Here is a 26,610-nt window from a genome sequence, read left to right on the forward strand (position 1 = left end):
CTGTATTTTCATCTTAAATTAAAGATTACGTGAGACCTGTTATACTAGCGGACAACATTTCCAAACTCTATAAATTAGGAGAAATTGGAACCGGAACCTTGTCCCATGATTTACAGCGTTGGATATCCAAAGCTCGTGGCAAGGGGGATCCATTTTCAATCATTGGTGCAGAGAATGATAGAACAAGTAAAGATACCAAAGGGTATGCATGGGCTCTTAATGACATTTCCTTTGAGGTGAACGAAGGGGATGTTCTGGGGATAATAGGAAGAAACGGAGCTGGAAAAAGTACTTTGTTAAAAATATTAAGTCGAGTGACTTTACCTTCCAGTGGGTATGTGGATGTGAAAGGTAGAATAGCCTCTCTTCTTGAAGTTGGTACTGGCTTTCATCCTGAATTGACAGGAAGAGAAAATATCTTCTTGAACGGCGCAATTTTGGGAATGAAAAAGCAAGAAATCAAAAAGAAGTTTGATGAAATTGTTGAATTTTCAGGAGTTGCCAAATATGTGGATACTCCAGTCAAGCGATATTCTTCAGGAATGTATGTTAGGTTAGCATTTGCTGTCGCAGCTCATTTAGAATCTGAGATTTTGATTGTGGATGAAGTTTTGGCAGTAGGTGACATAGAGTTCCAACGAAAATGCCTTGGCAAGATGGGAGATTTATCTAAGTCTGGTAGAACAGTTCTTTTTGTAAGTCATAATCTTACAGCCGTACAAGAGCTTTGTTCCACTGGGATTCTTCTTCAAAATGGTAGATTAACCCAGTCTGGAAAGGTTGCAGAAATCATCAATTCATATCAAAGCAATTTGAGTTCAAGTGATATGAAAGTGACATTCCCTGTAATAAGTGACTCAGTTATTTTGCAAGATTTCAAACTTTTTCCAGAGAACTCTGATCAAAACCCTACCATTACTTGCGATACAGCTATTCATTTTGAGATTTATTTTGAAAATCTGATTTCTCAAAGAACTCAGGATGTCACTCTCGAATTAAAGATGATGGATGGGAGTATAGTTTTTCATCAGGCTTTTGAATTTGCGCCAAAAGGGGATTCTAGAAAAGGATCATATATCCTTAGGGGAAAAATACCTGGACAACTTTTGAATGCCGGATATTATTCATTTAAGTTAATTTTTGGCCATAATCGCCAATATTCCCTTTTAACAATAAATGAATTATGTGTATTTGAAGTAGAAAATACTCACACCTTGCTTGGGAGTTTATTTAATTCACCTCCCGGTACTATTCGAATAGACTTGAATATTGATTGTACATATGAAGGGGCCTAAATTCTCAATTATTATTCCTTGCTACAACGGGAAGGAATTTCTTCGGGAATGTTTTACCTCCATAAAAGAACAAACATTTGAGGATTACGAAATTATTTTTGTTGATGATAACAGCAAGGATGGTTCTTTTGAATATGCTCTTTCGCTTAAGAAAAAGCTAGATTTAAAAGGAGAGTTCTTCCAAAAAGAAAAATCAATAAAAACAGGCGTTTCCTCTTCTAGAAATTTAGCCATAAACAAAGCTTCGGGAGAGTGGATAGCTTTTCTGGATTGTGATGATTATTTCGAACCGAATAAGTTAGAAATTATTAATCACCATATAAGCCTAAATCCCAATGCATTTGCTATCCATCATTCATACACAAAATTTGGTGATGAAATTCCTAATTCAATCATTAAAATTAAAGATTCAATACCTCATGATTTTGATTTTTTGATCCAAGGTAATCCCATAGGCACTTCTACTGTGGTGGTAAGTAAGAATGTTATTAAGGAAATGGGGGGATTTAATACGAATTTGAACGGGGTAGAAGATTTTTTTCTTTGGTGTAGAATTGCTAATAAATTAGGTCCTTGGACTTACATCTCGGCAGCGCTTACTTTTTATAGGTATCTTCCAAGTTCACTAATGTCCCAAAGAAAATTGGTGTATTACGTTGACCAAATGTGCAATTTTTATCAAGAAGCCAAATCTTGTGGAGAGTTTAACACGATGCAGCTAGGTAAAATTAGAAATCACCTCTTTTATGAAGAGCTCAATTATAAAATGAAGATTTCCCTTGAAAATTACGGGATTTTAGATTTTTTAAGTGGAATAGCAAGATTGATCAAAAGAGGAGAAAAAAAACCAGCTTTTCATCATCTAATCATCCGTTTAAAAAACTCTACTCTTTTATTTTTATCAAAGGCGATAAAACCAAGATCTAAAAAATAAAACCCAATGTGCGGAATATCTGGTTTTTATAAATACTCTCCTCAGCTAGATTCTTCAAAAACTCAAAAACATCTTACCAAGGCGTTAAATCATAGAGGGCCTGATGGTAATGGATTTTATATTGATGGTCCAATTTGCCTGGTTCATAATAGATTGTCAATCATAGATTTGTCGGAGAATGGAACACAACCTCTCTATAATGAAAATAAATCATTGGTATTAATATGCAATGGTGAAATCTATAATTATAAAGAACTTAGGGAAAGATTAATTTCAGAAGGGCATCAATTCAGCTCCTTTTCAGATTGTGAGGTGATCCTGCATCTATACGAGAAGTTTGATGGAGACATGGTAAAAACCCTCAATAGTCTAGTCGGAATGTTTGCCTTGGCGATTTGGGATCAAGAAAGGTCCAAGCTGATGATCGCAAGAGATAGGATAGGGATTAAGCCATTATATTATACTTCAAATAGTCTCGCATTCTCTTTTTCTTCGGAGGTCAAGCCTTTAATTACAAGTCAGCTAGCTTCTTCAAAGCTGGATTATACATCATTGTATGATTATTTTAATTTAGGTTATATTCCTGAACCTTTCACATTATATAAGGAGGTAAATGCATTATCTCCAGGTTGTTATTTAGAATTCACTAATGGTAATTTGTCTCCAGAGAAGTCTTTTTGGCAACTTCCAACTGAGATTAATACAAATTTCAAAAATGGAAATGAAGTTCTTGAAGCTACTGACGAATTGCTTAAACAAGTAGTTAGTGAGCATTTAGTAGCTGATGTTAAAGTTGGATCATTTTTATCTGCGGGGATTGATTCATCATTGATTTCTTATTATTCTGCGTTGGCTCAAAACGGTATTCCTACATTTACAGCGGCCTTTCAGGGGGAACCTGAAGATGAAAGTAAAATAGCTGAGGAAACTTCAAGAAAAATAAAAAGTAGTCCTCATCAATTTAACATTGAAACAGATTTTTTTCAAAATCTGGAGGAACACTTCGGTTGCATAGATCAACCTTTCGGTGTCTCGAGTGCCTTATCATTGTCAAGAATAGCCTCAATGGCAAAGCCTGTAGTGAAAGTTGTATTGTCTGGAGATGGTGCTGACGAACTTTTTGCTGGTTATGACAGGCATTCTCCGTTTCCTGAACCACCCCAATTCAAAAGTTTCCCATTAAGCATTAGAAAACTACTGTTTCAGGCAGCCTACGCTGTTACTTCAAAAAAATCATTGAAGCTTGCAGTAGAGGATTTGAATCGTCCAAAATATGTTAAGTATGCCGAACGGTTAACTTTAAAATATGGGTCTTTTGATAATCCATTTTTAGACTCTTCTATTTTAAAAGATGTAGATCAGCATCGCTATCTAAATAGGTTTGAAAAAATCTGGAACTCCTACGATCAGGAAGATTTGATTAATCAAATGCTATATACCGATATTAAAACCAGCCTTGTAGATGAAATGCTTGTTAAAGCAGATAGAATGACTATGCATCAGGGTATTGAAGGAAGAGTTCCGTTTTTAGATCATAGGGTAGTTGAGTTTGCTATGCAAATTGCCTCTCCAAATAAAAGGAGTGAGGCTTTTGGAAAGACTCCACTGCGATCTCTAGTTAATAAATACCTAGGAACTCAGCTTGGTGAAAGAGAAAAAACCGGATTCAATTCTCCTTTGAAAAAAATGCTTAGAGAAGACAAAATGACAAAGGAAAGATTTAAAAATGAAATCAGCTTTTTGCGGTCCTTGGAATTCCTGAACCAGGATAAATTAATTGAATACTTGAGACAAGTTGAGAATGGAGAGTTTATTCCTTCTCAGGCTTTTGGCTTGGTTGCATTGTCAGATTACTTTAGAAGAATTTGAATTTTTTAATCCTCACTCCAAACTATCCTAGAAAATCTGCGCCAATGAATGGAGTGTTTATTCATCAGCAGGTTAAAGCTTTACAGAATTTAGGACATCAATGTTCAGTTCTACTGACTCATAATTGGTTTCCTCCAAGAGGTCTTCATAAGTTTCATCCTTATTGGAAAGAGGGATATGACTTGAAGTTAGATTACTTTTCGGAAGTAGAGGGAGTACCAATCCATTCAGTGCCTGTTTTAGTAAAAATGCCTAATAGAATTTTTAAAGAAGATCCATATGAAAGAGAAGCTAAGGCAATAGTTAAATACGTTAAAAGTAATTCATCTCTTAAAGATACAGATTGGATAATTTCTCATTTCTGGACTGAAACTTCTTTTATTGGTCTTTTGGTGAAGGAAAAATTGTCTATTCCTCTGGCATCTTTTTGTAGAGGAGATGATATTCACGAGTGGCCTCAAAATAATCCAATTCTATTTTCTCATTTAAGACGTGTTTATGAGGGAGCAGATCGTCTTTTTGCAAATAGTCAGAGACTTGCAGATGATGCGCAGGCTTTAGTTTCTTCTTCAGCAAAGAAAAATGTTGAAGTAATCTACAATGGAGTTGACTTAGAAAAATTTAAACCTGTTTCTCTTGAGAAGAAAGTTAAAATAAAGTCTGAATTTGGATGGCATAAAGATGAAATACATCTTTTGTGTGTAGCAACTCCTGTTGTATTAAAAGGTTGGTTAGAATTATTGGATGTGTTGAAATTACTAGTGAGTAAATTTCAAAACGTAAAGCTTGTAGCTGTAACAGTTGACCGAAATTTCCCTGATAAGATTGATTTGAAATCCGAGGCTCTAAAAAGAGGTATTGAAGAAAAAATAATTCATTTGGGGCAAATTCATCACAATCAGCTCCCAAAAATCTATCAAGCTTGTGATTTATTTGTTTTACCATCTTATAATGAAGGTTTAGCAAATGTTGCATTAGAAGCTGCTGCCTCAAATTTGCCAATGGTACTAACAGATGTCGGAGGACATAAAGAAATTTTTGAATATTCTAATTCAGTTAAATTGGTTCCGCCTAAGGATACAAATAGTTTATTAGAAGCCATTGAAAAACAAATTCAGGAGATTTCGAACGTTGCTGATTCTAGAATATGTGTTCAAGATAATGTAGGCAGCTATCTTCAGAATGCTCAAAACCTAATCAAATTTTTGGTATGAGTGATTATATCCAATATCATCTAGTCCATGTGCTGGCATACCAAGAATACAACACACCATTGGTGCGTACCCAATTATTTGAACAAGCGAAAGTTCAGGTAGAATTAAAATCAGATAATGCCCCTCTCAGTGTAGAAGTTTGGATTGTTGTTCCTTTCAGATCTTACTGGGATTCAGCATTTAAAACCTACTTAAATGAGCTTCGAAATTCCTACCCCAAACTTAAAATTAGGGTTATTGGCGGAGTGGATAGAATAGCTAATTTTCCTCAATCCCACCTTATATATTTTTACAGAAGAAATTTAGGCATGAAACCCGTTATTTTTCATTTTAGGGGTGAGGATTTGATTTCTAGATTTATTTGGTTGAAAAAGTTCTTTAATAAAGACAAATTAGTCGCTGATATCCGAGGACTTTGGCCTGCTGAGTTTTTATTGAATCAACAAATTGAGGTTAATTCATTAGAAGAACTTGCTTCCAATCCTTCAGCGAAAATTTTATTGGATCGAATGAAGGAAAACCTAAAATTTGCTGACGGATTATCAACAGTCAACTCAAAGTTAGGAGATGCAGTTTCATCACTTTCAGAATTTGAAGGGCCAAAATGGGTTGTTCCTTGTGCTATATCAAATTATAAAAGGAATGGTCTCCCAATTGGAGTAGCGAAATCAGAATCATCAGAGTATCAAATAGGTTATCTAGGTGGTACTGCAAGCTATCAAAATCTTCCTGAGTTGGTATTTCCTTTTATGGATGTTTTGATGAGTAAGGACTCAAGGGTTAATTTTTTGATTGTAACACATGAAAAAGAAAAAATGGCGGAAATGATTCGTCAATATCATTGGGATTCAAAAAGAGTAAGATTAATTTCTGTTTCCCAAAAGGAAGTTCATGAATGCCTTAAAAATTTGGATCTTGGTTTAATGATCAGAAGATCCAGTTTGGTTAATAGAGTAGCGCAACCGGTAAAAATAGGGGAATACTTAGCCGCCGGTGTTCCAGTCTTAATTCAAAAAGGTCTAGGAGGACTTCCTGCATCAGAATATCCAGGCTTAATTGAGTTGGATTTTGAAAAATTAAGTTTGGAAGAAGCAGCTGCTTTTGTTTTAAATTATTTGCAAACTGAGTCTTGGGAAAAAAGGTCTAAAAGTGCCTTAAGCTCTGCTGAAAGATTGCTCTGGGAAAATCATATCCCAACGCACAGGCATCACTATCAAATTTTATTAAATCAATAAATATGTGTGGAATATTTGGGCTCGTATTCAAAAGTCAATCTGTACCAATTCCTCTAAAGCACGCTACTCAAATTATTAGACACAGAGGGCCTGATGATTCCGGCTATATGTTGTGGTCGAAAGAGGGTGGACTAAGATTATTAGCAGATGAAGATACTTCCGAGGATTCCAAATCATTGCATAGCCTGGATATTTTAAAGGAAAATGAGGAATTTAGGTTGGCCTTTGGTCATAGGCGTCTTTCAATTCTTGACCTTAGTCCACAAGGACATCAGCCAATGGTTTTTAACAATCTTACTATATGTTACAATGGTGAGATTTATAATTATATAGAAATCAGAGAAAGACTGAAAGCTGTTGGAAGGATTTTTCGAACTCAATCTGACACAGAAGTAATCTTGCAAGCATGGGAGGAATGGGGGGAAGACTGTCTTTCATATTTTAATGGCATGTTTGCATTTTTAATATTTGATTCCCTATCTCAAAAAATATATGCAGTAAGAGATAGATTTGGAGTAAAGCCACTTTATTATACTCAAAACCCAACTTATCTCTCCTTTGCCTCTGAAATAAAACAGTTAAGAGTATTGCCAGAGTATAAGTTTGAATTGGAAGAAAAAATAGCTTATGAATATCTAAGGTTTGGATTTATAGACCATTCAGAAGAAACTTTTGAAACTCAAATCAAGCAGGTTATGCCAGGCCATATATTTTGTTACGATTTGGATTCAGGAAGTCTTATCAAAAAACAGTGGTATAAATTAAAAATTAAAAATTTTGAAGGTTCTTTTGAGGAGGCAAAATTCAAATTTAAAGAGCTTTTGAAAGATGCCGTTAAACTTAGACTTAGATCGGATGTGCCTGTTGGAAGCGCTCTCAGTGGTGGGCTTGATAGCAGTGCTGTTGTCTGTTTGATGGATGAAGTCCTTAAAGAAAACCCAGATTCAGATTTAACACTTCAAACTGTTACCTCTTCAAGTCAAATCCCTGAATTTGATGAAACGAAATATGCTCAAATTGTAAATGAGAAAGTAAAGGCAAAAAGTCACCAAGTTTTTCCAGATTTTGAAATGTTGAAAGAGGAATTGGAGTCACTTGTTTGGCATATGGATTATCCTTTCGGAAGTACATCTCAATTTGCTCAATGGAAAGTTTTTGAAGGTGCGAAAAAAGCTGGATTAATTGTAATGATAGATGGTCAAGGGGCAGATGAACAATTAGCTGGATATGGTGGCAATGATTTATTTCTTTATTCAGGGCTTTGGAAAAACTTTAAACTGGATAAAATTTTAACTGAGTCCAATGCATACAAAAAACAATATGGAAGTCTCCCCAAAGGATTTTTAATCAGTGGTCTTTTAAATATCCTACCTAGGTCCATTAATAATCTTCTACCTTCTAAGCTTCAATTTAAATATGGTCCCAAGCAATCTTGGCTAAATCATGAAAATAGATCTGATTTTTCATGGAATGCTGAGACCTTGCGAGAAAGCTTGACTAACCAAATACAGATCGCTCCCTTACCTGCATTGCTTCGCTATGAAGACAGAAATAGTATGGCGTTTTCAGTGGAAAGTAGAACTCCATTCATGGATTACAGACTTATCGAATTTTGCCTGAGTCTCCCTGAGGAATTTATCTATCTAAAAGGAGAAAGAAAAACAATTCTCAGAGCTGCATTAAGAGGTACTGTGCCGGATGAAATTCTGGATAGAAAAGATAAAATGGGCTTCGTTTCAAATGAGGAGTATTGGTTGAAAAATGAAGGGAAAGATTGGTTTGAGGATTTGGTTAGGAAGGATGTTGATGATTTGGATGAAACTTTTTTCAAAAAAGAAGAAGTATTTAAATATTTTAAATCTTTGCAAGCCTCACAAATACCTTTTGAATACGACGCTTGGAGAATATTAAATTTTAAACTCTGGTACAATCAAATGAAGGTTGGGAAATTAGTTCACACAACCTAACTTCATAGATATATGGAGCAGCATATAAATTTTTGGGATAGACTTCAGGCAAAAGTAATTACGCCTTATTTTGACAATAAGCTTTGGGAAATGACCTTAGAAAGCAATTCGATTTCTAAGGAGAAATTTGAGACCAATCTGACCAATCTAGATTTTTTCTATCCAAATCTTGAATCGTCTGGCTTAACTAAAGGTGGCTTATCTTTTTTAAAGGATAATTTTTCTTCTTATCGATTTAAAGGGGAGAATGTTTGGTTAGATCCTGATTTTGGATGGGTAATTCCTTCTCCACTCAAAATTTTTAAATACTCTTTTCCTTATTCTGAAGACCCTTGGGATCAAATGAAAAGGAGACCAAGGACCTTGAAGTATTTGAATAAAAAAAGCAACACTAGGGTAATAGAAAAAGGAGCTAGTTTCCGTTTTGGCTGGCAGAATTATTACCATTTTTTCATGGATGGTTTGACACAACTTAATGCCTTAGATGCTTTTGATCCGAAAGGAGAAATTCCTATAATTTTACCTGATCACTACCATAAAAACCGTTTCGCCAAAGACTTTTTTTCTAAAATATTCCCAAATAATAGAGAAATCATAGTTCAATCTTCTAAAGAATATTTATTCGTCAAAAAGCTCTATTTATTAAAAGAGGATATTCTTTCCTGTTCTTTAGATCAAGTAATCGATCAAATCAGACCTTCAGCTAAATTGGTTGATGATAAAAAAATATTTATTACAAGAAATTCATTTTCAGGAAGAACCATAAGAAATATTAATGAAATAATGCCCATTTTAAAAGACTTTGGTTTTGAGGTGGTTGATTGCAATGAAATGGGACTTTTAGAGCAGGCAAATTTGTTTTCATCTGCTTCTCACGTTGCTGGAATTCATGGAGCAGGTTTAGTCAATACCATTTTCAAAAAAGGTGGGAACCTTAAGGTTTTAGAAATTGCACCTGGGTTGGATTTTCAACCTGAACATTATAAGAATATTTGTAAAAAATTCGGCTTTGAACATAGAATGATATTTGGAAAAAATCTTGATTTTCAAACCAACTTTATTTTGGATCCCCAAGAACTTTCAAATCTTCTTAGAGATTTTTAAATGGATCAAAAATCAATTTTGATGATTTGCTATGAGTATGAAGGGTTTCATTCCAAACAAACCACTGCTCTAGTTAAAAGGCCCAGGTATATTGCAGAATACTTTGCCTCAATTGGCTATCATGTAACCGTGATATTTTCTGCCAATTTGAATGTAAGTGAAGAGAAAGAAATCGGAAGAGGTATTTTGAGGTTGGAAGGCATTCAATTTAAATTTAAACCTGTGCTTGAAAATAGGTTCCTACAAAAATTCAGGACCATTTATTATGCATATTACAAAGGTGACTTTTCTTCTGCATGGGCGAAAAAGGCCCAAAATCGATTAGAAGAAAAAAAGATTAAATACCATTCAATCATTAGCTTTTATACTCCTCGGGGCCCTTTATATCTGGGTTATTTATTAGCCAAGCAAAAGCCCATACCTTTGGTTTTTGATTTTCAAGATCCGATTTATGAAGGGTATCAATCTGAGGCTGGAAGAAAACCATTAAACCATTTTTATAGAAAAATCTCTAAAATAAACCCTCAAATTACCTGCGTTAGTCAAGAGTGGGCAGAGGAGTTACGCCAATTTTTCAATAAAGTCTCACATATTCCACATGCAATTGAAAATAGAATTTCCCTTGAAGATCAAACTGATAAACATAAATTAGTTATTTTCTATTATGGGTCTATTGATTTCAACTTTCAAAATGTCGGAGCGTTGCTTGTTTTCTTATCATGGGCAATTACCCACGTGCCAAAATTGGAGATTGAATTCAAGTTTGCTGGAAATGAAGATACCTATCTGGAGTTGGAAGGTCGACTTTCTGTTCTAGTTCCGGTTAAATATCTGGGTTGGTTGGACAAAGAGCAGTTAATGAAGGAAATTTCAACTACCGATATTCTTTGCCTTTTATCCTGGGAAGTAAGTGAACGGAAAGGTATACCGTCTAAATTTTATGAATATTGTCGTTTTGACAAGCCTATTCTAATCCTTGGGGAGGATGCTGGTGGATTTGAAAGAGAATTTGGAAAGGAATTTGCCAAAAAGTACATAGACTTGAAGTGGTCAAAGGAGATTAAAGGGAAAGAGGATATTATTTCAAGACTATTTACTCCAACCCCTTCTTTTTTAGAAGACTATAAAGTTCAAAGTGTAGGAAATCAATTCGAGACCATTCTTAATTTATGAATTGGGGTCTTATTTCTCATCCGTATCATAGAGGTGGGGTTACTTCTTGGATGATGGATTTTTTTAAACATGCCAGAACCTTAGGAGAGTCTATTAATTTCCTGGTGCCCAATCCAAAAACTCCTTTCATATCAGCTTCTGGCAAGCTTCCAATTTCACAAATTCTAAAAAATAACATCGGAGTTGTTTCTGAGGAGGTGGATTTTAGATTTGAATTGGGCACTTTTCAGAAAAGGGTTTCTTTTTATAAAAATCTAATTCTCAGAAATCTTCCTGAAGGCTCTATTTTAATCCCTTCAGATGACGAGGCCGTATGGAGGGCATGTGCTGAGTTATCTCATTTATACGTTTTTATTGGTGTTCTTCACAGTGATGATGAGCATTATTACAGATTGGCGGAAAACTATCATCAGGAGGTAGCAGGATTTGTATCAGTTTCCAATAGAATAAAAAATTCGGTCTCTTTCGATAAGCCTCACCTGGTAATTCCATGCGGTATTCAAATTTCTAAAAATAGGTCATTTCCTGAAAAGGAAAATAAGCTGGTTTTTGTTGGGAGAATTGAAGAGAAACAAAAACGAGTATCTGATCTTCCGAAGATCTTTCGCGAAATATTAAATGATAACCCTGACTGGAAGTTATCTATCATTGGTAATGGAGTCGATATGGAAAGCTTGAGAGAAGAATTTTCTAATCTCAGGCTGAATGATTCCATCGAATTTTTGGATTGGATTCCCAAGGAAGAAGTTAATCAACTTTTGGTAGAGGCAAAGATTCTGATTCAGACTTCCAATTTTGAAGGAATGTCAGTAGCAGTAATGGAAGCCTTAGCCGCTGGTTGCCAAATATTAAGCTCTCAAGTCAGTGGAGTTGAAGATTTAGAAAATGATGAAAGGTCCCATAGTTTAATTGCATTATACCCTATTGGAGATATTGATAAGGCGAAGCTTGCTTTTGAAAGTTTAAGACAATCATATCATACTTCTATTCCAAAATTGGCTAATACATTGGCAGAGGAGTTCTTCAGTATAGAGTCTTGTTGGAAATCTTACAAGCATTTTGTGTCAAACCTTTCTCCCCAAATTGAAAATATTCCTTTGGAAAGTAGAGCAGGACTATCATCTGATTTATTGGCCTTATGTAGGCTTTTAAAATATAAAATAACTCATTAATGTGCGGTATCGCTGGAATTCTTGTAAATCAAGCCAATGAGCTTAACAGCCTATCACGGAATTTAGATTTATCCCTGATTGAGCATCGAGGGCCTGATAGACAATCAGAAGCTAGTTTGGGGAAAATGTGGCTTGGACATACAAGATTATCTATTTTAGATCTTTCAGAGGCAGGCGATCAACCTATGACTTCAAAAAGTGGTAGGTTTAGCATAGCATTTAATGGGGAGATCTATAATCATCTCGAATTAAGAAGTTTATTTTTACCAAATTTTAAATTTAGAGGCCACTCAGATACTGAGACAATTTTAGAGCTTTTTGAACTCATCGGCGAAAAAATGCTTTCAGAAATGGTTGGGATGTGGGCAATGTTAATTTGGGATCATGAATTGCAGAGGCTATTTATAAGTAGGGATAGATTTGGTCAAAAGCCTCTTTATTATCAAGTCTTAGGAGAAGGAATTTATTTTGGTTCTGAAATTAAGCTATTCGCCAAGTTCCAGGAATCCTTCACATTTAATACCACGGCTGTAACAGAATATCTCTCGAGTGGAAATTACGGGCATTTGGAAGAAGAGTCATTTTACCAAGAAATTTCTCAGTTTCCAGTAGCTAGTTATGCATTTATCACTCCCGAACAAGAAAAAATCGAAGCCACTAAATATTGGGATATTCCTAACAGTCCAAGAAGGGATAAAAAATTTGGTGAATCAGAAAAAAGAGAGCTTAAGTCCTTAGTCATTCAGGCAGTATTATCTCAGACTTTGTCTGATGTGCCTATTGGAATTACCTTATCCGGCGGTGTTGACTCCTCCATTATTGCAGGAATTTTGGCAAAGCATACCCAAGGTCATATCCATATTTTTACTGCACAAATTCCAGGAGATCTTAAGGACGAATCAAAATATGTTGAAGATGTTTTGAAATTATTTGACCCTTCAAGGATTACGGTTCATTATGTAGACCTGTCAAAAATTTCCTACGATAACCTTTTGGAAGAAAGTCTATTAATTCAAGAAGAACCTTTCGGAGATCCGAGTATTAGTGCCCACAGCCTACTGATGAAAGCCGCAAAAAAGGCTGGAGTAAAAGTTATATTGGGCGGGCAAGGAGCCGATGAGCTTTTTGCAGGGTATGATCATGCGATTGGAGGGATTTTAGCTGCTCAATTAAAACGAGTTCAATTAAAAAGGTTTTTAAATAACTTACGCAATCTAAGCTGGACTCAAAAAGATTGGATAAAGTTTTGCTTGGCATTCTTGTTTCCCTCCTTAGAACAAAAAATGAAAAAATCCAGCAGAATACAGAGGGAGGAATTTATTTCAAATAAATGGAAAGAAGGCAAAAAAATTATATCACCAGCTTCCCAGGTAAATTTTAATGAGCTTTTCAAAGAGTCTCTTTTCAAAATTCACTTACCTCATCTTCTTCATTATGACGATAGAAATGCTATGAACGAAGGGGTAGAAGGGAGAACACCTTTTTTGGACCATAGATTAATTGATTTTCTCTTGAGTATAAAGCCTGAGGAGTTTCTTAAAAACGGGGAAAGAAAATTTTTACTCAGGGACGCATGCCAGGAATATTTACCCGAGTCAATTAGAAGAAGAAAAGATAAAATTGGTTTTCATACCCCACTTCAAAAAATATTGATTCATGACTTCTACAAAATTTCTGAGAAATTTAAGAATGAATTACCTTCGGATATGAAATCTAAGCTACTGAAGGATCTAGAAGAAATCAAACAAAGTCAAGTCCCAGTTGAAAAGCTGTTAAGAGTTTACAGAACCTACTCCATTTTGATGACCAAAAAGTTAATTGGAGTGAAATTCCCCTCGGAATGATTTTAAAGCACTTTATTTGGGTAGCGATCCATATTTTTGCTTATTTCTGGTTTCCACAATATGGATGTAGTTTAACTCTCTTGACTTTTGTTTCGTGGGAGTTAGTTTCTAAAACTAACGGAGATAAAAGGTATGAGTTAATCCACTTTTACTATTTGGGATTGATCATTGTCGCCCTTTCTAACCTGAGCATCATATATAGATTTCAAAATGGAGATGAGTTATTGAACTTTGATTATTCCGAACCCGCTCTTTTCCCTGTTGCTTCATTGGTTTTTGCTTTAGGAACTCAATTTTTAGGACTTGGGTATGAGTTATTTAGAAATGCTAAGTTCCCTGAGATTTATCTTAAGCTTAACCTAAATCAGCAATTGATTAATTGGATATTTTACTTAACAGTTATTTTTGCTCTTAAGGGATTTTGGTTGTTCTTCTATTTTCCGGGAAGTATTCAAACGATTATCGAGTTTTTTCCAATTGTTGGGGTATTTATTCTCTCAAGATTGGCAGGAAAGTATCAGAAGACATCTATTTTCGTCAAGGCAATCATTTGTATGATAGCAGTTACTTTTAACGCGTTGCTATTTGCATACTTAAGAGTCGAAATGTTGATACCAGTCTTGGTGTTTTTGATCGGGTATTTTTTAGGGGCCAGAAGCTTTCAAAAACTTTTTAGTGTAAAGCTTATTCCTATATTTCTGGTTGTTGTGCTCTTCTATAGTTTTTTCGAACTGTTTGGAGAAAAAAGATCACAAATTGGTGTGGGTCTGGACCGAATTACTCAACTAAATACGGCTTTAGACGATGAATTCGAAGTTTTTGATGAACCCGATGGCAATTTAAGTGCCTTTGATAGAAGCTCTAATATCGCTCAAATTTCAGCCGTTTGTGGACTAGCAGTAGATAATGGTTATTATGAAGGTGCCACTTTAGCCCCATTACTTGTTGCCTTTATTCCAAGATTTATATGGCCTGAAAAGCCTACCATTGCATTGGGAGTTTGGTTTGCTCTTCAAATTGGAGCTGCGGTTGAAACTGAGGATTGGTTCAATAATTCAGTTAATATGACAATTCCAGGTCAACTGTTTTTAGACTTTGGATGGATAGGTCTTGCAATTGGAAGTGTTATCACAGGAATTCTATTAAAGTTATTATGGGGGTCTGTAGGTTTTTATAAAAGTAGATTTAATCTTCTGGGTACATATTTTGCAGTCTATTTAATATTAACTGCTTTTTTAGGTCTCGGAGCCGATTTACAAATTCTGGTTACATTTTTAGCTCTTTATCTGATTCTTTGGTTTATCAGTATGGTTTTCAAAAAAAGAAATGAAGTTACTCTGCGTAGGTCCAATTTGGAGAGGAAGTAATGCCGGAGGACTATTTAAGGCTCTAGCCAGAAAAGGAGCTTTAATTGAGGTAGTAGATGAATTCTACTACATCCCTTTAGAGTCCAGATCTTTCATTCCTAAGTTTCTTTCGAAACTAGCCCGTTCTATATTTGTAAAGGAGTATAATCAGGAAATTCTCCAACGATACAAAACTTTTAAACCTGATTTAGTCCTAGTATATAAGGGCGCTTTTGTTTTTCCAAGTACCATAGAAGTAATTAAAAAGGATGGAAATCCTTTAATTAATTTTTTTCCGGATGTAAGTTTTATGGCACACGGCTCTTTGTTACCCAAATCTCTTCCAATTTACGATCATGTTTTTACGACCAAATCATTTGGAGTAAAGGATCTAAAAGATCGGTTGGGAATTTCAAATTCAACTTTTGTTCCTCACGGATTTGACCCCGAAATACATCGACCCATAGATTCTAAACTAATTCCAGAGGAATTTTTTTGCGATGTTTCTTTCATTGGAACCTATTCTCCAAAAAAGGAAAAGCTATTAACTCATATTAAAGAATCTATACCTGAACTTGATCTGAAAATATGGGGTGAGCAATGGAATAAATCTACTTCAAAAGTCATTCAATCGGCCATCCAAGGGAGACAAATTTTAGGAGATCTTTATGCTGCCGCTATTAATGGGTCTAAAATAAATCTAGGCTTTCTATCTGAAAAAGTAACTGGTTCATCTTCAGGTGATTTAATTACCTCTAGAACATTTCATATTCCTGCAAGTGGAGGATTCATGCTTCATGAAAGAAATCATCAATCTCTCCAATTTTATAAGGAGGATGTTGAAGCCGGTTTTTTCGAAACTCAAGAGGAGTTGGTCGACCAAATAAATCGTTTTTTAATGCAGGATGATCTCAGAAATTCAATCAAATCAGCAGGCTTTCGGCGTGCATTAGATGATCATTCATTAGATCGTAGAGCAGAAACACTACTTGAGTTTTTTAGAAACAAATTCAAATAATGCAAATACACCATTTTGATAGAGATAACAGGGCTGGTAATTATACTTTTGAACAGCTCTTTGATACTATTAGAGCTGAATTAACCAAGTATACAGATATTTCTGTATTCAAAAAGCCTGACAATTTTGGAATTTTACAATCAATTCTTTGGGCAAAAAAGAATAAAGGATCTATAAATCATATAACAGGTGATGTCAATTACCTCGCTTTGGGGCTCCCAACCAAGAATACAATCATTACAGTACATGATCTCGGCCATTATATTCGCTCTTTGCATGGATGGAAAAAGCTGATATATAAAAAGCTATGGATGGACTTGCCTTTTTCAAATGCTTGTCATTTAACTGCCATTTCAGAATTCACAAAAAATCAGCTCATTGAGTTTGCAGGTGTTCCTGAATCCAAAATATCTGTCATTAAAAATCCGGTACTTCCATTTATTACTCACAGCCCTCCTCCACAAAATGATACTCCTGTTATCCTTCAGATTGGAAGTGGAACAAATAAGAATTTGGAACGTCTAATTCATGCTGTTAAAGGTCTGGATGTTAAACTTCTACTAATCAATAGATTAGTAAATTCAAAACACGTTCAGCTTTTAAATGATTTTAAAATCAAATTTGAAGCGAGATCAGATTTAGATCAAAAAGGATTAAATCAAGCCTATAAAGATTCAGATATCCTGTTTTTTGCATCGGAATATGAAGGTTTTGGCATGCCCATACTAGAAGCTCAAGCAGCTGGGAGACCCGTAATTACTGGGAATGTATCTGCCATGCCAGAAGCATCTGGAGATGGCGCGCTTTTAGTTAATCCATTTGATGTTGACGAAATAAGGGATGCAATTACTTCTATAGTGGAAAATGAAAAGTTAAGGAATGAATTGGTTTTGAAAGGAAAAGAAAATCTCAAATTATATCAGGTAGGACCTATTGCGAAGGCTTACTTGGAAGTATATGAATCCGTCTGATTTCCAAAAAAGAATTTTAATTCTTTATTCTGAGGTAATGCCTTATACTCTTGGGCTTATAGAGGAGATGAGTCAAAGGGAAAGTACTCAAGTGATTTTGGTTTATTGGGACCAAATCAGGCTTACTCCTTTCACTTTTAAATTGCCCGAGGAGATTCGAATGATTCCCAGAAGTAAATTGACTTGGGATTTAGTGGAAGATGAATTGGTTCCTTTTCAACCAACGCATATTTGGACTTCAGGGAGGATGGATTCTTTTTATCTAAAAATTAATTCTTCTTTAAAGAAGAGGTATCCAAAAACTTTGTCAATCACAGGATGCGATAACCAATGGGAGGGCACTATCAAAGACCAATTGAGGTCAATGTTAGGATATTGGATGTATAGAAAACATTTTGACTTTATATGGGTCCCAGGTCCCAAACAAGAAGAGTTTGCATTGAAAATAGGTTTTCAGAAAAATAAAATTATTCATAACCTATTGTCGTGCTCCCCAATCTGGTTTGAAAATCAAAGCCAACTTACCCAAAAGAGAATTTTATTTGTAGGTAGGCTAGTTCCAAATAAAAATATTCAATTTCTTATTGACGCTTTTGAATTATTACCGAAGGAATTCAGTAAAGATATATTTTTAAGGATAGTGGGAAGTGGTGACCCAATGAATCTGAAAATTCAGCATTCTAATATTGAAGTTTTTCAATTTGAGTCACAAGAAAAGCTCATAAGCCATGGGTTAAATTCCGATTTATTTTGTCTTCCAAGTATCCATGAACCTTTTGGAGTTGTTGTTCACGAATTCGCGGCAATGGGTTTGCCGTTGGCACTTTCAACAAAGGTTGGTGCAAAGCCGGTATTTTTAAATGAAAATCTAAATGGCTTTTCCTTTAATCCCAATAATGTAAATGAACTATCGGAAAAGTTGAAAAACTATTATTCTTTACCTTTAGAAAAGAAATTAGATATGGGGAAAAGGAGTTTTGAGCTTGCAAAACAGGTTAATCCTAAGTCTGCTGTTGATTCTTTCCTATCGATAAATTAATGAAAGTCCTATTAGATGCAATTTTTATCAATAATAGTGGAGGTAAAGTACTCTTGGACTATCTTATTGAGGAAATTATCAAAAGAGAAATTGATGTATACTTTTTACTGGACTTGAGATTACAAGAAGAGTATCCTTCCATTCCTAAAGAAAAAGTAACCTATTTGCCTAACAGTCTTTTAAAAAGACATAATTTTTATAAAAAACACAGTGGTGAACTTCAAAAGGTTTTGTGTTTTGGAAATGTGCCTCCGACCCTTAGACTGGATGCCAAGGTTTTTACTTACTTCCATAATTCAGTTCTTTTTTATACAGGACCCGAATTCCCTTTTAAAACAGCACTCGCATATAAGGTAAAGTCTTGGATCATTCGATTATGTCAAAAAAATACAGATAAATGGTTGGTTCAAACTGAATTTATGAAATCAGGGCTTTCAAAATATTGGGGGATAAGCCCATATTCGGTTGATCTTTTCCCTTTCTTCTCTACTCAAATTATCCCACAGCAAGAGATTAAAAGAGATAAATATTCATATTACTATATTTCTGATGGTCATCCCAATAAGATGCACCATCATTTACTCAATGCATTCGCTATTGCAAGTTCAACTTGCTCCAATATTAAGCTACATCTTACAGTAAGCAAACAATATCCTGAATTGATACAAACTATTGAGGATCTCAATAAAAAAGGTATAGCGATTGAAAATATGGGATGGTGCGGTAAGGAAAAACTTAAGGAAATATATCAAAAAGGAGGGTTTTTAATTTTCCCTTCTTCTCTAGAAAGTTTTGGATTAGGACTAATTGAAGCTGCACAGTATGGTATGCCTATTTTGGCTTCCGATCTTCCATTTGTCCATGAAGTAATAAGGCCGTCACTTACTTTTGATCCACATTCTGTGCAGTCAATTACCGATGCGATAGTGAAAAGTCAAAAAGAAGAGGTGTCAAGGACCAAATTAATAGTTTCAAGTAAAGTAGAAGATTTAATTCATTTATTAAAATAATGAGATTAGGTTTCCAAAACGTGATTTTTGAGGGGGTTCCCAAACCAAACGTAGGCCCCGACGAAATTGGGGTAGAGGTCTTAGCATACCTAGCTTTAGCCCCTAGTGGCAATATTGGAATTTCCTACTCTGGTTCCAAGTTTAAGAAAATTCAGAATTATGTGAAGGTGTATAAACTTGGAGACGTTTTACGAAAGGCATTTTCAAGGTCGTACTCGGAGAAAGTAAGAAATGATAAATGGATGGTGGCTGGAATTGGAAATACTGACAATGGAAAGGTCTGGTTTTTTCATCCGGCCGCTCAAAAATTCCAATCATACTTGGCTGTTTCGCCAAAGTGGATATTTCCTTTTCAGGAACAAGATACTACTCCAAGGGGTTGGGCATCACTTACTTTGGATGACAGCAATGCTGAATTGATTCAAGAACTTTCTAAAATTCTCCCCATTGATTCGAAAAGCAAGCTTTATCCAAAAGAGGACCAAATTTCTAGACTTATACATTTAATAAAAAAGCAAACCTTTAGACCAATTGATGAAATTTTTTCCGAAAATAAAAAGAGCGTTTTAAAGCCTTCAGTGACAAAAAAAGGAAAAGCTGCCGTGCTATTTGGTTTCGGAAATTATGCCCGGACTATTACCTTACCCTACCTCAAACCCTATATTTTTTTAGAAAAAGTCCACGAAATTGATTCTTCTCTTCTTATCAATCCTCGAGTTTCAAAAATCTCTACTAATCCCAATCCTGAAAAGGATGATTTTGATATTCCAGTATGGCTTATTGCAGGGTTTCATCATACTCATGCCCAATTGGCTATTAAAGCCATGAAAAATGGGGTGATTCCTGTAATTGAAAAACCAACAGCAACTACTTGGGAGGATTATCATGACTTTTTGGAAACGGTAAAGAAATCAGGAACTCCTTTTTATCAATGTTTTCAAAAAAGATATCAAGTTTACAATGATTTTCTTTTTGAAGATTTAGGGGTTCAGTTAGGTGATCCTATTAATTTTAAGGCTACAGTCTTTGAAATACCACTTGATCCATATCATTGGTACAATTGGCCCTCTTCAGGTAGCAGAATAATATCGAATGGATGTCATTGGATAGATCATTTTCTCTTTATAAACGATTACCCTGATTGGACTGATCTAAAAGTATTTCAGCCAAACTCTGAAGAATTGACTATTCAGATTGTTTTGTCAAATGGGGCCTTTGGTCTTATCTCTTTATCGGATACAGGATCAAATAGAATAGGTATGAGAGAATACGTTGAATTCACTGTACCGGGCAAAAGAGCTTACATCCAAGACTCCATGATATATGTGAGTGAGTCCAATAATGAGGTAATCAGAAACTATCGAACTGATAAACTGGCATATTTAAGAAAGATGTATCGTGAAATTGGCCTTGCTATTACTAATAATGGTAAAGGTGATGAATTAATTACTTTAAAATCAACAAAATTAAGTTTGGAGTTGGAAGATTTAATCCAATCTCAAGCCAATTCCAATTCAATTCTATGAAACAAATAATTCAGTCCTTCAAAACCGGCGAAACGATCCTAGAAGAACTACCTTCACCAATGGTGTCTAAAGGAACACTTTTAATCAGAACTACACATTCTTTGGTTTCTTTGGGTACAGAACGAATGCTGGTTGAATTTGGCAAGGCAAATATTATCCAAAAGGCTAGACAACAACCTGATAAAGTCAAAATGGTCTTTGACAAAATTAAGGCAGATGGTCTATTACCGACTTTAGAGACTGTATTTAATAAGCTGGAACAACCATTACCATTAGGTTATTGTAATGTAGGAGTTGTAGAAGAAATAGGAGAGGGAGTTAGTGGGTTTCAGGTTGGAGATAGAGTAGTTTCCAATGGTCCACATGCTGAGGTTGTTTGTGTTCCTAAGAATTTGGTGGCAAAAATCCCAAATGAAGTTAGTAGCGAAGAGGCCGTATTCACGGTAATTGGTTCAATAGGATTGCAAGGTATTAGGTTGTGTAATCCGACTTTTGGGGAAACAATCGTAGTCACTGGGTTAGGACTTATTGGACTACTTACTGCACAGATGCTTGTTGCGAATGGTTGTCGTGTTATAGGAATTGATGTGGATGAAGCTAAATGTAATCTTGCTAAATCTTTTGGGATCATTTCTATCAACCCTATTCAATCTGGTGATCCAGTGCAAACAGTAATGCAGTTAACTGACAACATTGGTGCTGATGGAGTAATTATAACAGCTTCTTCAAAATCGAATGATATCATTTCTCAAGCGGCAAAAATGTCCAGGAAGCGAGGAAGAATAATTCTTGTTGGTGTGATTGGCCTTGATTTAAGTAGGGCAGACTTTTATGAAAAAGAGCTCTCATTTCAAGTAAGCTGTTCATATGGCCCCGGTAGATATGATGAAGATTATGAACAAAAGGGTATTGATTACCCCCTTCCTTTTGTGAGATGGACAGAGAAAAGAAATTTTGAGTCCATTTTATTTTCACTTCAAACTGGAAAGCTTAAAGTGAAAGATTTAATCACTGAAAGAGTTCCACTTGAAGAATTCGATAAAGTTTACGGGGATATTGGACAATCCAAGTCAATAGCTAGTATCCTTGTCTACCCTGAAAGAAAGCATTCTTCTTCAAGTCCTCATAATCGCGTATTAAACTTATCTCAACCAAAATATGAAGGGAAAAATGCAATTCTAGGAATCATTGGGGCAGGTAATTTTACAAAAATGACCATGCTTCCTGCTATGAAAGGAGTTAATGCCAGAATCAAGTATATAGCATCCTCAGGTGGATTGACAGGAACTCAATTAGCTAAAAAACATGGAATTGAAAACTCCACTACTGATAACTCCGCAATATTTGAAGATGCTGAAGTTGACACGGTATTAATTACTACAAGGCATAACTCACATGCAAAACTGGTAATAGAAGGACTGAAAAAAGGAAAGCATGTTTTTGTCGAAAAACCACTTGCAATTACCCCCCAAGAGCTAGTTGAAGTTAAAGCAGCATTTGATAATCAAAGAAATGCTTCCTTAATGGTTGGATTTAATAGACGCTTTTCTCCACATATTCAGGCTATCAAAAATGCTTTGGGTAATTCTGGAACTCCTATACAATTAATCGCCACTATGAATGCGGGCTTTATTCCTTCTAATGTGTGGGTTCATGATTTAAAAGTTGGGGGCGGAAGAATTATTGGAGAAGCATGTCATTATCTGGACTTGGCCGTGTTTCTTACTGGATCATTAATTAAGGAAGTCTGTATGAATTCAATGGGAATTAATCCTCAGGATAATACGGATAATGCAAGTATTCTTATCAAACATCAAAATGGTAGCAGTTCTGTGATTAATTATTTTTCAAATGGTTCAAAAGCCTATAGCAAAGAAAGGTTAGAAGTATATTGGAATGAGAAAACAGTGATCATGGATAATTTTAGAACCACCAAAGGCTTTGGAATAAAAAATTTCAAAGATGTTAAAACTAAATTAGACAAAGGTCATAAAAAGCAATTTGCCAATTACTTGGATTTTATCAAAAATGGCGGGAATACGCCAATTCCATCTGATGAAATTTTCAATGTTTCCAAGGCGGCCTTGGCAGCTGTAAATAGCCTTAAGTCAGGCACCTGGCAAAAAGTTGAGGAATAAAAAGATGTTTCAAAAAATCCAATTAGCATTTCAGTTTATTCAAAATATGGGGGCCCGGTATATCAAATACCGGGTTTTTCATGAATTGGAAAAAAGGACTGGAATTCTAAAAAAGAGGCATCCACAAAGCAAAGAGTTGATTTCATTTGTTTCGTGGGATAATTGGAAAAAGGAAAGTCCTGCTTTTTTATTTGAATCCAGGAGTTCGTTTAACCAACAATTGGCTCATGACCCTGAACTTGCTGACCGGATTAGTAAGATGAAAGAAGGGATTTTTAGATTTTTTTTTCATCAAGAATATAATTTAGGGCCAAATTATGACTGGATCACTCACCCCGTTTCTAAAAAAAAGTTCTCAAACCAATTACACTGGAGTGAGATACCAGATCTCGATCCTGAATTAGGTGATATCAAATATGTCTGGGAAAAATCAAGGTTCACCTACTTATTGGAAGTGATTCGACATGATCAAATCTCTGGAGAAGACCATTCATTGTGGGTAAAGAATGAAATATGTAGTTGGATTTCCCAGAATCCCATCAATTCAGGCCCGAATTGGAGATGCAGTCAGGAAATTTCACTTAGAATATTTAATTGGTGTTTTGCACTAAACTTTTATAAATACTCCCCACAATTTGACGAAGAATTTTGGGTTAAAATTCAAACAGTAATTTATTGGTCCTTACATCATGTTTACAACCATATCAACTTTTCTCGAATTGCTGTTAGAAACAATCACGCAATTACAGAAACGCTCTTTCTTGCAGTGAGCAACTGGTTGTTTCCTTTTATTCCAGAGACTAAAAAATGGGCTTTGGAAGGAAGGAAATGGTTTGAAGAAGAAATTGAGTATCAGGTTTACCAAGATGGTACTTTTCTACAATTCAGTATGAACTACCACAGGGTGGTAGTCCAATTATTGACTTTAGGTATCAGATTAAGTGAAATACATGGCAAACCATTTTCTAAGATAGTATTTGAGAGGGCTTATGATTCACTTAAATTTTTATTATTAAGCCAGGATGAAGAAACTGGCTTTCTGCCTAATTACGGGGCAAATGACGGAGCTCTTTTTTTCCCGCTGACTAATCAGAATTTCAGGGATTATAGGCCACAACTAAATGCTTTGCATCTTTTGTTAACTGGCAAGCCATTTTATAAAAATGGTCACAGAGATGACTGGTTTTGGTGGGAAGGAGGGTATAAGGGCCCAACCTTCCAATTTCCTCCAGTCCAAAGACAAGACGGTTCTTATTCATTTCCGATTGGCGGTTTTTTTATCATTCGTGATGGAGATACTTTGACCTTTATCAGATGCGGAAGCCATAAGGATAGACCTCAACAAGCTGATAATTTGCATTTGGATATATGGGTGAAAGGTGAAAATATCCTGATGGATTCTGGGACCTACCGATATAATTGTCCACCTGATTTAAAAGAGAATTTTGAAGGAACAATAGGTCATAATACTGTCACCATCGATAAAAAAAGTCAGATGTTGAAGGGAAGTAGATTCATTTGGTATTATTGGACCCAATGTTTAGGACACTCTTTAAAAGAAAAGGAGAACTCTTGGGATTTTGAGGGTAAAATTTCAGCTTTTAGATTTCTTTTCAGAAATTGCACCCACTTAAGAAAGGTTGTGAAAATTAAGGGAGAATATAAATGGGAGATAATTGATACCATTCAAAATGTTCCTGCTCAAATAAATGCATTTCAAGTGTGGAATTTTGAAGATTTTAGTAAATTGAATATTAAAACTAGCCCTGATTTTCAACTTTCTGATAATCTTTCAGATTTACACCAAGGATTTTCCAGCGAATACTATGGAGAATATCACTCTATCCATAGACTTTACTTACCAATCCACTCAAATTTTATCCAAACAACAATAGTTTATAGTCCAGAATGAATATTCTCTTAATTCATCAGTATTTTTTAGAAGAAGATGATCCAGGGGGCTCCCGATTTAATGAAATGGCAGCCAATTGGATTTCTGATGGACATCAGGTGACAGTTGTGGCTGGCATGGTGCATTATAATGGGACTAAAAAGAGAAAAGATTATAAAGGAAAATTCTTCAGGAGGAAAATGCAGGGTGGGATAAAGGTTGTAAGAACCCATGTCTCAGAGTCATACAACTCAAGTTTTATTGGAAGATTATGGGGGTATTTTTCCTTTACATTTTCATCTACATACGCCGGCTTATTTTTATGTAAAGAGAAATATGATTTCATTTTGGTCACCTCTCCTCCTTTATTTATCGGAATAAGTGGATACTTGATCAGTAGATTTAAAAGGATCCCTTTCATTTTTGAGGTTCGGGACCTATGGCCTGAATCTGCGATCGATACTAAAGTTTTGACCAACAAATACTTGATCAAGCTAGCCTATTCTTTGGAAGGATTTATTTATAAAAAGGCTCATTTGATTAATGTATTGACACCGGCATTTCGAAAGAAATTGATCGAGGAGAAGAATGTAAATCCAGAAAAGATCATTTTTATTCCTAATGGGGCAGATTTTAGAATCTCTGATCAGCTCCTCAATACTTTTAATGCAGGTGAGTTTAGAAATAAAATGGGCTGGGAAGAAAAATTTATTATTACCTACGTAGGAGCCCACGGTGTTGCGAATCATTTGGAACAAATATTCGATGTTGCAGAACTACTAAGAGATTCTCCAGTGCTGTTTGTAATGATTGGAATGGGTATGAGAAAACCTTTCCTTCTTGAAGAAAAACAAAATCGGAAAATTGAAAATGTAATCTTTTTAGATCCTGTTCCTAAAAAAGAGATTTTTCAATACATTTTAGCTTCGGATATGGGAGCTAGTATCTTGAAAAAAGCAGATACATTCAAAACCATTTATTCAAATAAGACATTTGATTACATGTCTTGTAAGAAACCGGTTCTCATGGCAATAGATGGAGTTAGTAAAGATCTTGTTGAGGATGCAAAGGCGGGCTCTTACGTAGAGCCTGAAAATGCTGCCCATTATCATGAGGTAATTAGTAGTTATATTAATAACCCTAAGAGATCTGAAAGTGAAGGGGAAAATGGATATAGTTTTGTTAAAGAGCATTTTGATCGTGAAATTTTATCTTCCAAGTACCTTCAATTGATCAAAGAAAAGGTTTTAGAAAAGCAATGATTTATAAGTTGGGTTTTAAAAGGCTGCTTGATTTACTTATTTCATTCATCGCTTTAGTTATTCTTTTTCCGGTTTTCTTAACAATAACTCTGGTGCTCTATTTTTTGAACGAAGGCAAGCCCTTTTTTTTTCAAATCAGACCAGGTAAAGACTGCAAGCTTTTTAAGGTCATCAAGTTTAAAACCATGAATGACAAAAAGGATAAATCTGGAATTTTACTTCCGGATCATAAAAGAACTACGAAGTTTGGGAAAATTTTAAGACAAACTTCTTTAGATGAAATACCTCAATTAATTAATGTTCTCCTTGGAAATATGAGTCTTATTGGGCCTAGACCGTTGTTGACAGAATATTTAGAATTGTATTCCCCCACCCAAATTAGAAGACATGAAGTTAGGCCCGGCATTACAGGGCTTTCTCAAGTAAATGGTAGAAATCTTTTAGAATGGCAGAAAAGATTTGAGTTGGATGTTTATTATGTGGATCACATCAGTTTTTTATTGGACTTAAAAATTCTAATGTTGACAGTTCAGAAAGTATTCCAAAGGGAAGGAGCTTCCTCATCCAAGTCTGTCACCGTAGAAAAATTCAAAGGAAATTAA

The 26,610-nt window shown here is 35.2% G+C and carries 20 protein-coding genes; all 20 read left to right on the top strand.

All coding sequences use genetic code 11. The annotated features are described in order from the left end of the window. Window positions 1-29: 29 nt before the first annotated feature. The 20 genes from GYM62_RS03765 to GYM62_RS03860 all read left to right on the top strand — a co-directional run bounded on the left by GYM62_RS03765 (window position 30) and on the right by GYM62_RS03860 (window position 26,610). Window positions 30-1,295 carry an ABC transporter ATP-binding protein gene (locus GYM62_RS03765; protein ID WP_219958365.1) on the top strand — a complete coding sequence of 422 codons (1,266 nt, stop codon included), beginning with the start codon at window positions 30-32 and terminating at the stop codon, window positions 1,293-1,295. Beyond that, on the top strand, window positions 1,282-2,229 hold the full coding sequence (locus GYM62_RS03770; protein ID WP_219958366.1) for a glycosyltransferase family A protein: 948 nt from the start codon (window positions 1,282-1,284) through the stop codon (window positions 2,227-2,229). Before GYM62_RS03765 ends, GYM62_RS03770 begins: the two co-directional genes overlap by 14 nt. Before the next feature lie 6 nt (window positions 2,230-2,235). After that, window positions 2,236-4,098 (top strand): asparagine synthase (glutamine-hydrolyzing), encoded by a 1,863-nt coding sequence (asnB, locus tag GYM62_RS03775; RefSeq protein WP_219958367.1) that lies wholly within the window; start codon window positions 2,236-2,238, stop codon window positions 4,096-4,098. A gap of 44 nt (window positions 4,099-4,142) precedes the next feature. After that, complete coding sequence (locus tag GYM62_RS03780) at window positions 4,143-5,312, top strand: glycosyltransferase (protein WP_219958368.1); 1,170 nt, start codon at window positions 4,143-4,145, stop codon at window positions 5,310-5,312. After that, window positions 5,309-6,547: a hypothetical protein gene (locus GYM62_RS03785; protein WP_219958369.1), complete on the top strand. Its 1,239-nt coding sequence runs from the start codon at window positions 5,309-5,311 to the stop codon at window positions 6,545-6,547. Before GYM62_RS03780 ends, GYM62_RS03785 begins: the two co-directional genes overlap by 4 nt. Window positions 6,548-6,549: 2 nt before the next feature. Next, window positions 6,550-8,514 carry an asparagine synthase (glutamine-hydrolyzing) gene (gene asnB / locus GYM62_RS03790; protein ID WP_219958370.1) on the top strand — a complete coding sequence of 655 codons (1,965 nt, stop codon included), beginning with the start codon at window positions 6,550-6,552 and terminating at the stop codon, window positions 8,512-8,514. Between the two features lie 372 nt (window positions 8,515-8,886). Further along, on the top strand, window positions 8,887-9,618 hold the full coding sequence (locus tag GYM62_RS03795) for a DUF563 domain-containing protein (protein WP_219958371.1): 732 nt from the start codon (window positions 8,887-8,889) through the stop codon (window positions 9,616-9,618). Next, on the top strand, window positions 9,619-10,791 hold the full coding sequence (locus tag GYM62_RS03800) for a glycosyltransferase (RefSeq protein ID WP_219958372.1): 1,173 nt from the start codon (window positions 9,619-9,621) through the stop codon (window positions 10,789-10,791). Next, window positions 10,788-11,963 (top strand): glycosyltransferase family 4 protein, encoded by a 1,176-nt coding sequence (locus GYM62_RS03805; protein WP_219958373.1) that lies wholly within the window; start codon window positions 10,788-10,790, stop codon window positions 11,961-11,963. Before GYM62_RS03800 ends, GYM62_RS03805 begins: the two co-directional genes overlap by 4 nt. Then, entirely contained in the window at window positions 11,963-13,807 is a 1,845-nt protein-coding gene (asnB, locus tag GYM62_RS03810) for an asparagine synthase (glutamine-hydrolyzing) (protein WP_219958374.1), read from the top strand. Before GYM62_RS03805 ends, asnB (GYM62_RS03810) begins: the two co-directional genes overlap by 1 nt. 269 nt (window positions 13,808-14,076) lie before the next feature. Next, on the top strand, window positions 14,077-15,174 hold the full coding sequence (locus tag GYM62_RS03815) for a hypothetical protein (protein ID WP_219958375.1): 1,098 nt from the start codon (window positions 14,077-14,079) through the stop codon (window positions 15,172-15,174). Beyond that, window positions 15,134-16,171: a glycosyltransferase gene (locus GYM62_RS03820; protein ID WP_219958376.1), complete on the top strand. Its 1,038-nt coding sequence runs from the start codon at window positions 15,134-15,136 to the stop codon at window positions 16,169-16,171. Before GYM62_RS03815 ends, GYM62_RS03820 begins: the two co-directional genes overlap by 41 nt. Continuing rightward, a complete protein-coding gene (locus GYM62_RS03825; RefSeq protein ID WP_219958377.1) occupies window positions 16,171-17,142 on the top strand; it encodes a glycosyltransferase family 1 protein in 972 nt (323 codons plus the stop codon). The genes GYM62_RS03820 and GYM62_RS03825 overlap by 1 nt, the downstream gene beginning before the upstream one ends. 193 nt (window positions 17,143-17,335) lie before the next feature. After that, window positions 17,336-18,181, top strand: coding sequence for a glycosyltransferase (locus GYM62_RS03830; protein ID WP_219958378.1), 846 nt, complete (start codon window positions 17,336-17,338; stop codon window positions 18,179-18,181). Further along, window positions 18,181-19,191, top strand: a complete 1,011-nt coding sequence (locus tag GYM62_RS03835; protein WP_219958379.1) for a glycosyltransferase — start codon at window positions 18,181-18,183, stop codon at window positions 19,189-19,191. Before GYM62_RS03830 ends, GYM62_RS03835 begins: the two co-directional genes overlap by 1 nt. Beyond that, entirely contained in the window at window positions 19,191-20,717 is a 1,527-nt protein-coding gene (locus GYM62_RS03840) for a Gfo/Idh/MocA family oxidoreductase (RefSeq protein ID WP_219958380.1), read from the top strand. Before GYM62_RS03835 ends, GYM62_RS03840 begins: the two co-directional genes overlap by 1 nt. Next, complete coding sequence (locus tag GYM62_RS03845) at window positions 20,714-22,855, top strand: bi-domain-containing oxidoreductase (protein ID WP_219958381.1); 2,142 nt, start codon at window positions 20,714-20,716, stop codon at window positions 22,853-22,855. The genes GYM62_RS03840 and GYM62_RS03845 overlap by 4 nt, the downstream gene beginning before the upstream one ends. 4 nt (window positions 22,856-22,859) lie before the next feature. Next, the gene (locus GYM62_RS03850) at window positions 22,860-24,767 is read left to right on the top strand and encodes an alginate lyase family protein (protein ID WP_255590538.1); all 1,908 of its coding nucleotides are present in this window, start codon (window positions 22,860-22,862) and stop codon (window positions 24,765-24,767) included. After that, window positions 24,764-26,008, top strand: a complete 1,245-nt coding sequence (locus GYM62_RS03855; RefSeq protein ID WP_219958382.1) for a glycosyltransferase family 4 protein — start codon at window positions 24,764-24,766, stop codon at window positions 26,006-26,008. Before GYM62_RS03850 ends, GYM62_RS03855 begins: the two co-directional genes overlap by 4 nt. Further along, window positions 26,005-26,610 carry a sugar transferase gene (locus GYM62_RS03860; RefSeq protein ID WP_304504260.1) on the top strand — a complete coding sequence of 202 codons (606 nt, stop codon included), beginning with the start codon at window positions 26,005-26,007 and terminating at the stop codon, window positions 26,608-26,610. Before GYM62_RS03855 ends, GYM62_RS03860 begins: the two co-directional genes overlap by 4 nt.

Origin of the sequence: Algoriphagus sp. NBT04N3 (assembly GCF_019443765.1) — a bacterium.
GTDB classification, from domain to species: Bacteria; Bacteroidota; Bacteroidia; order Cytophagales; family Cyclobacteriaceae; genus Algoriphagus; species Algoriphagus ornithinivorans.

Coding starts and splice junctions, on each gene's coding strand:
- GYM62_RS03770 (WP_219958366.1), top strand. CDS start 1,282: ATGAAGGGGCCTAAATTCTCAATTATTATTCCTTGCTACAACGGGAAG.
- asnB (WP_219958367.1), top strand. CDS start 2,236: ATGTGCGGAATATCTGGTTTTTATAAATACTCTCCTCAGCTAGATTCT.
- GYM62_RS03780 (WP_219958368.1), top strand. CDS start 4,143: ATGAATGGAGTGTTTATTCATCAGCAGGTTAAAGCTTTACAGAATTTA.
- GYM62_RS03785 (WP_219958369.1), top strand. CDS start 5,309: ATGAGTGATTATATCCAATATCATCTAGTCCATGTGCTGGCATACCAA.
- asnB (WP_219958370.1), top strand. CDS start 6,550: ATGTGTGGAATATTTGGGCTCGTATTCAAAAGTCAATCTGTACCAATT.
- GYM62_RS03800 (WP_219958372.1), top strand. CDS start 9,619: ATGGATCAAAAATCAATTTTGATGATTTGCTATGAGTATGAAGGGTTT.
- GYM62_RS03805 (WP_219958373.1), top strand. CDS start 10,788: ATGAATTGGGGTCTTATTTCTCATCCGTATCATAGAGGTGGGGTTACT.
- asnB (WP_219958374.1), top strand. CDS start 11,963: ATGTGCGGTATCGCTGGAATTCTTGTAAATCAAGCCAATGAGCTTAAC.
- GYM62_RS03820 (WP_219958376.1), top strand. CDS start 15,134: ATGAAGTTACTCTGCGTAGGTCCAATTTGGAGAGGAAGTAATGCCGGA.
- GYM62_RS03825 (WP_219958377.1), top strand. CDS start 16,171: ATGCAAATACACCATTTTGATAGAGATAACAGGGCTGGTAATTATACT.
- GYM62_RS03835 (WP_219958379.1), top strand. CDS start 18,181: ATGAAAGTCCTATTAGATGCAATTTTTATCAATAATAGTGGAGGTAAA.
- GYM62_RS03840 (WP_219958380.1), top strand. CDS start 19,191: ATGAGATTAGGTTTCCAAAACGTGATTTTTGAGGGGGTTCCCAAACCA.
- GYM62_RS03845 (WP_219958381.1), top strand. CDS start 20,714: ATGAAACAAATAATTCAGTCCTTCAAAACCGGCGAAACGATCCTAGAA.
- GYM62_RS03850 (WP_255590538.1), top strand. CDS start 22,860: ATGTTTCAAAAAATCCAATTAGCATTTCAGTTTATTCAAAATATGGGG.
- GYM62_RS03855 (WP_219958382.1), top strand. CDS start 24,764: ATGAATATTCTCTTAATTCATCAGTATTTTTTAGAAGAAGATGATCCA.
- GYM62_RS03860 (WP_304504260.1), top strand. CDS start 26,005: ATGATTTATAAGTTGGGTTTTAAAAGGCTGCTTGATTTACTTATTTCA.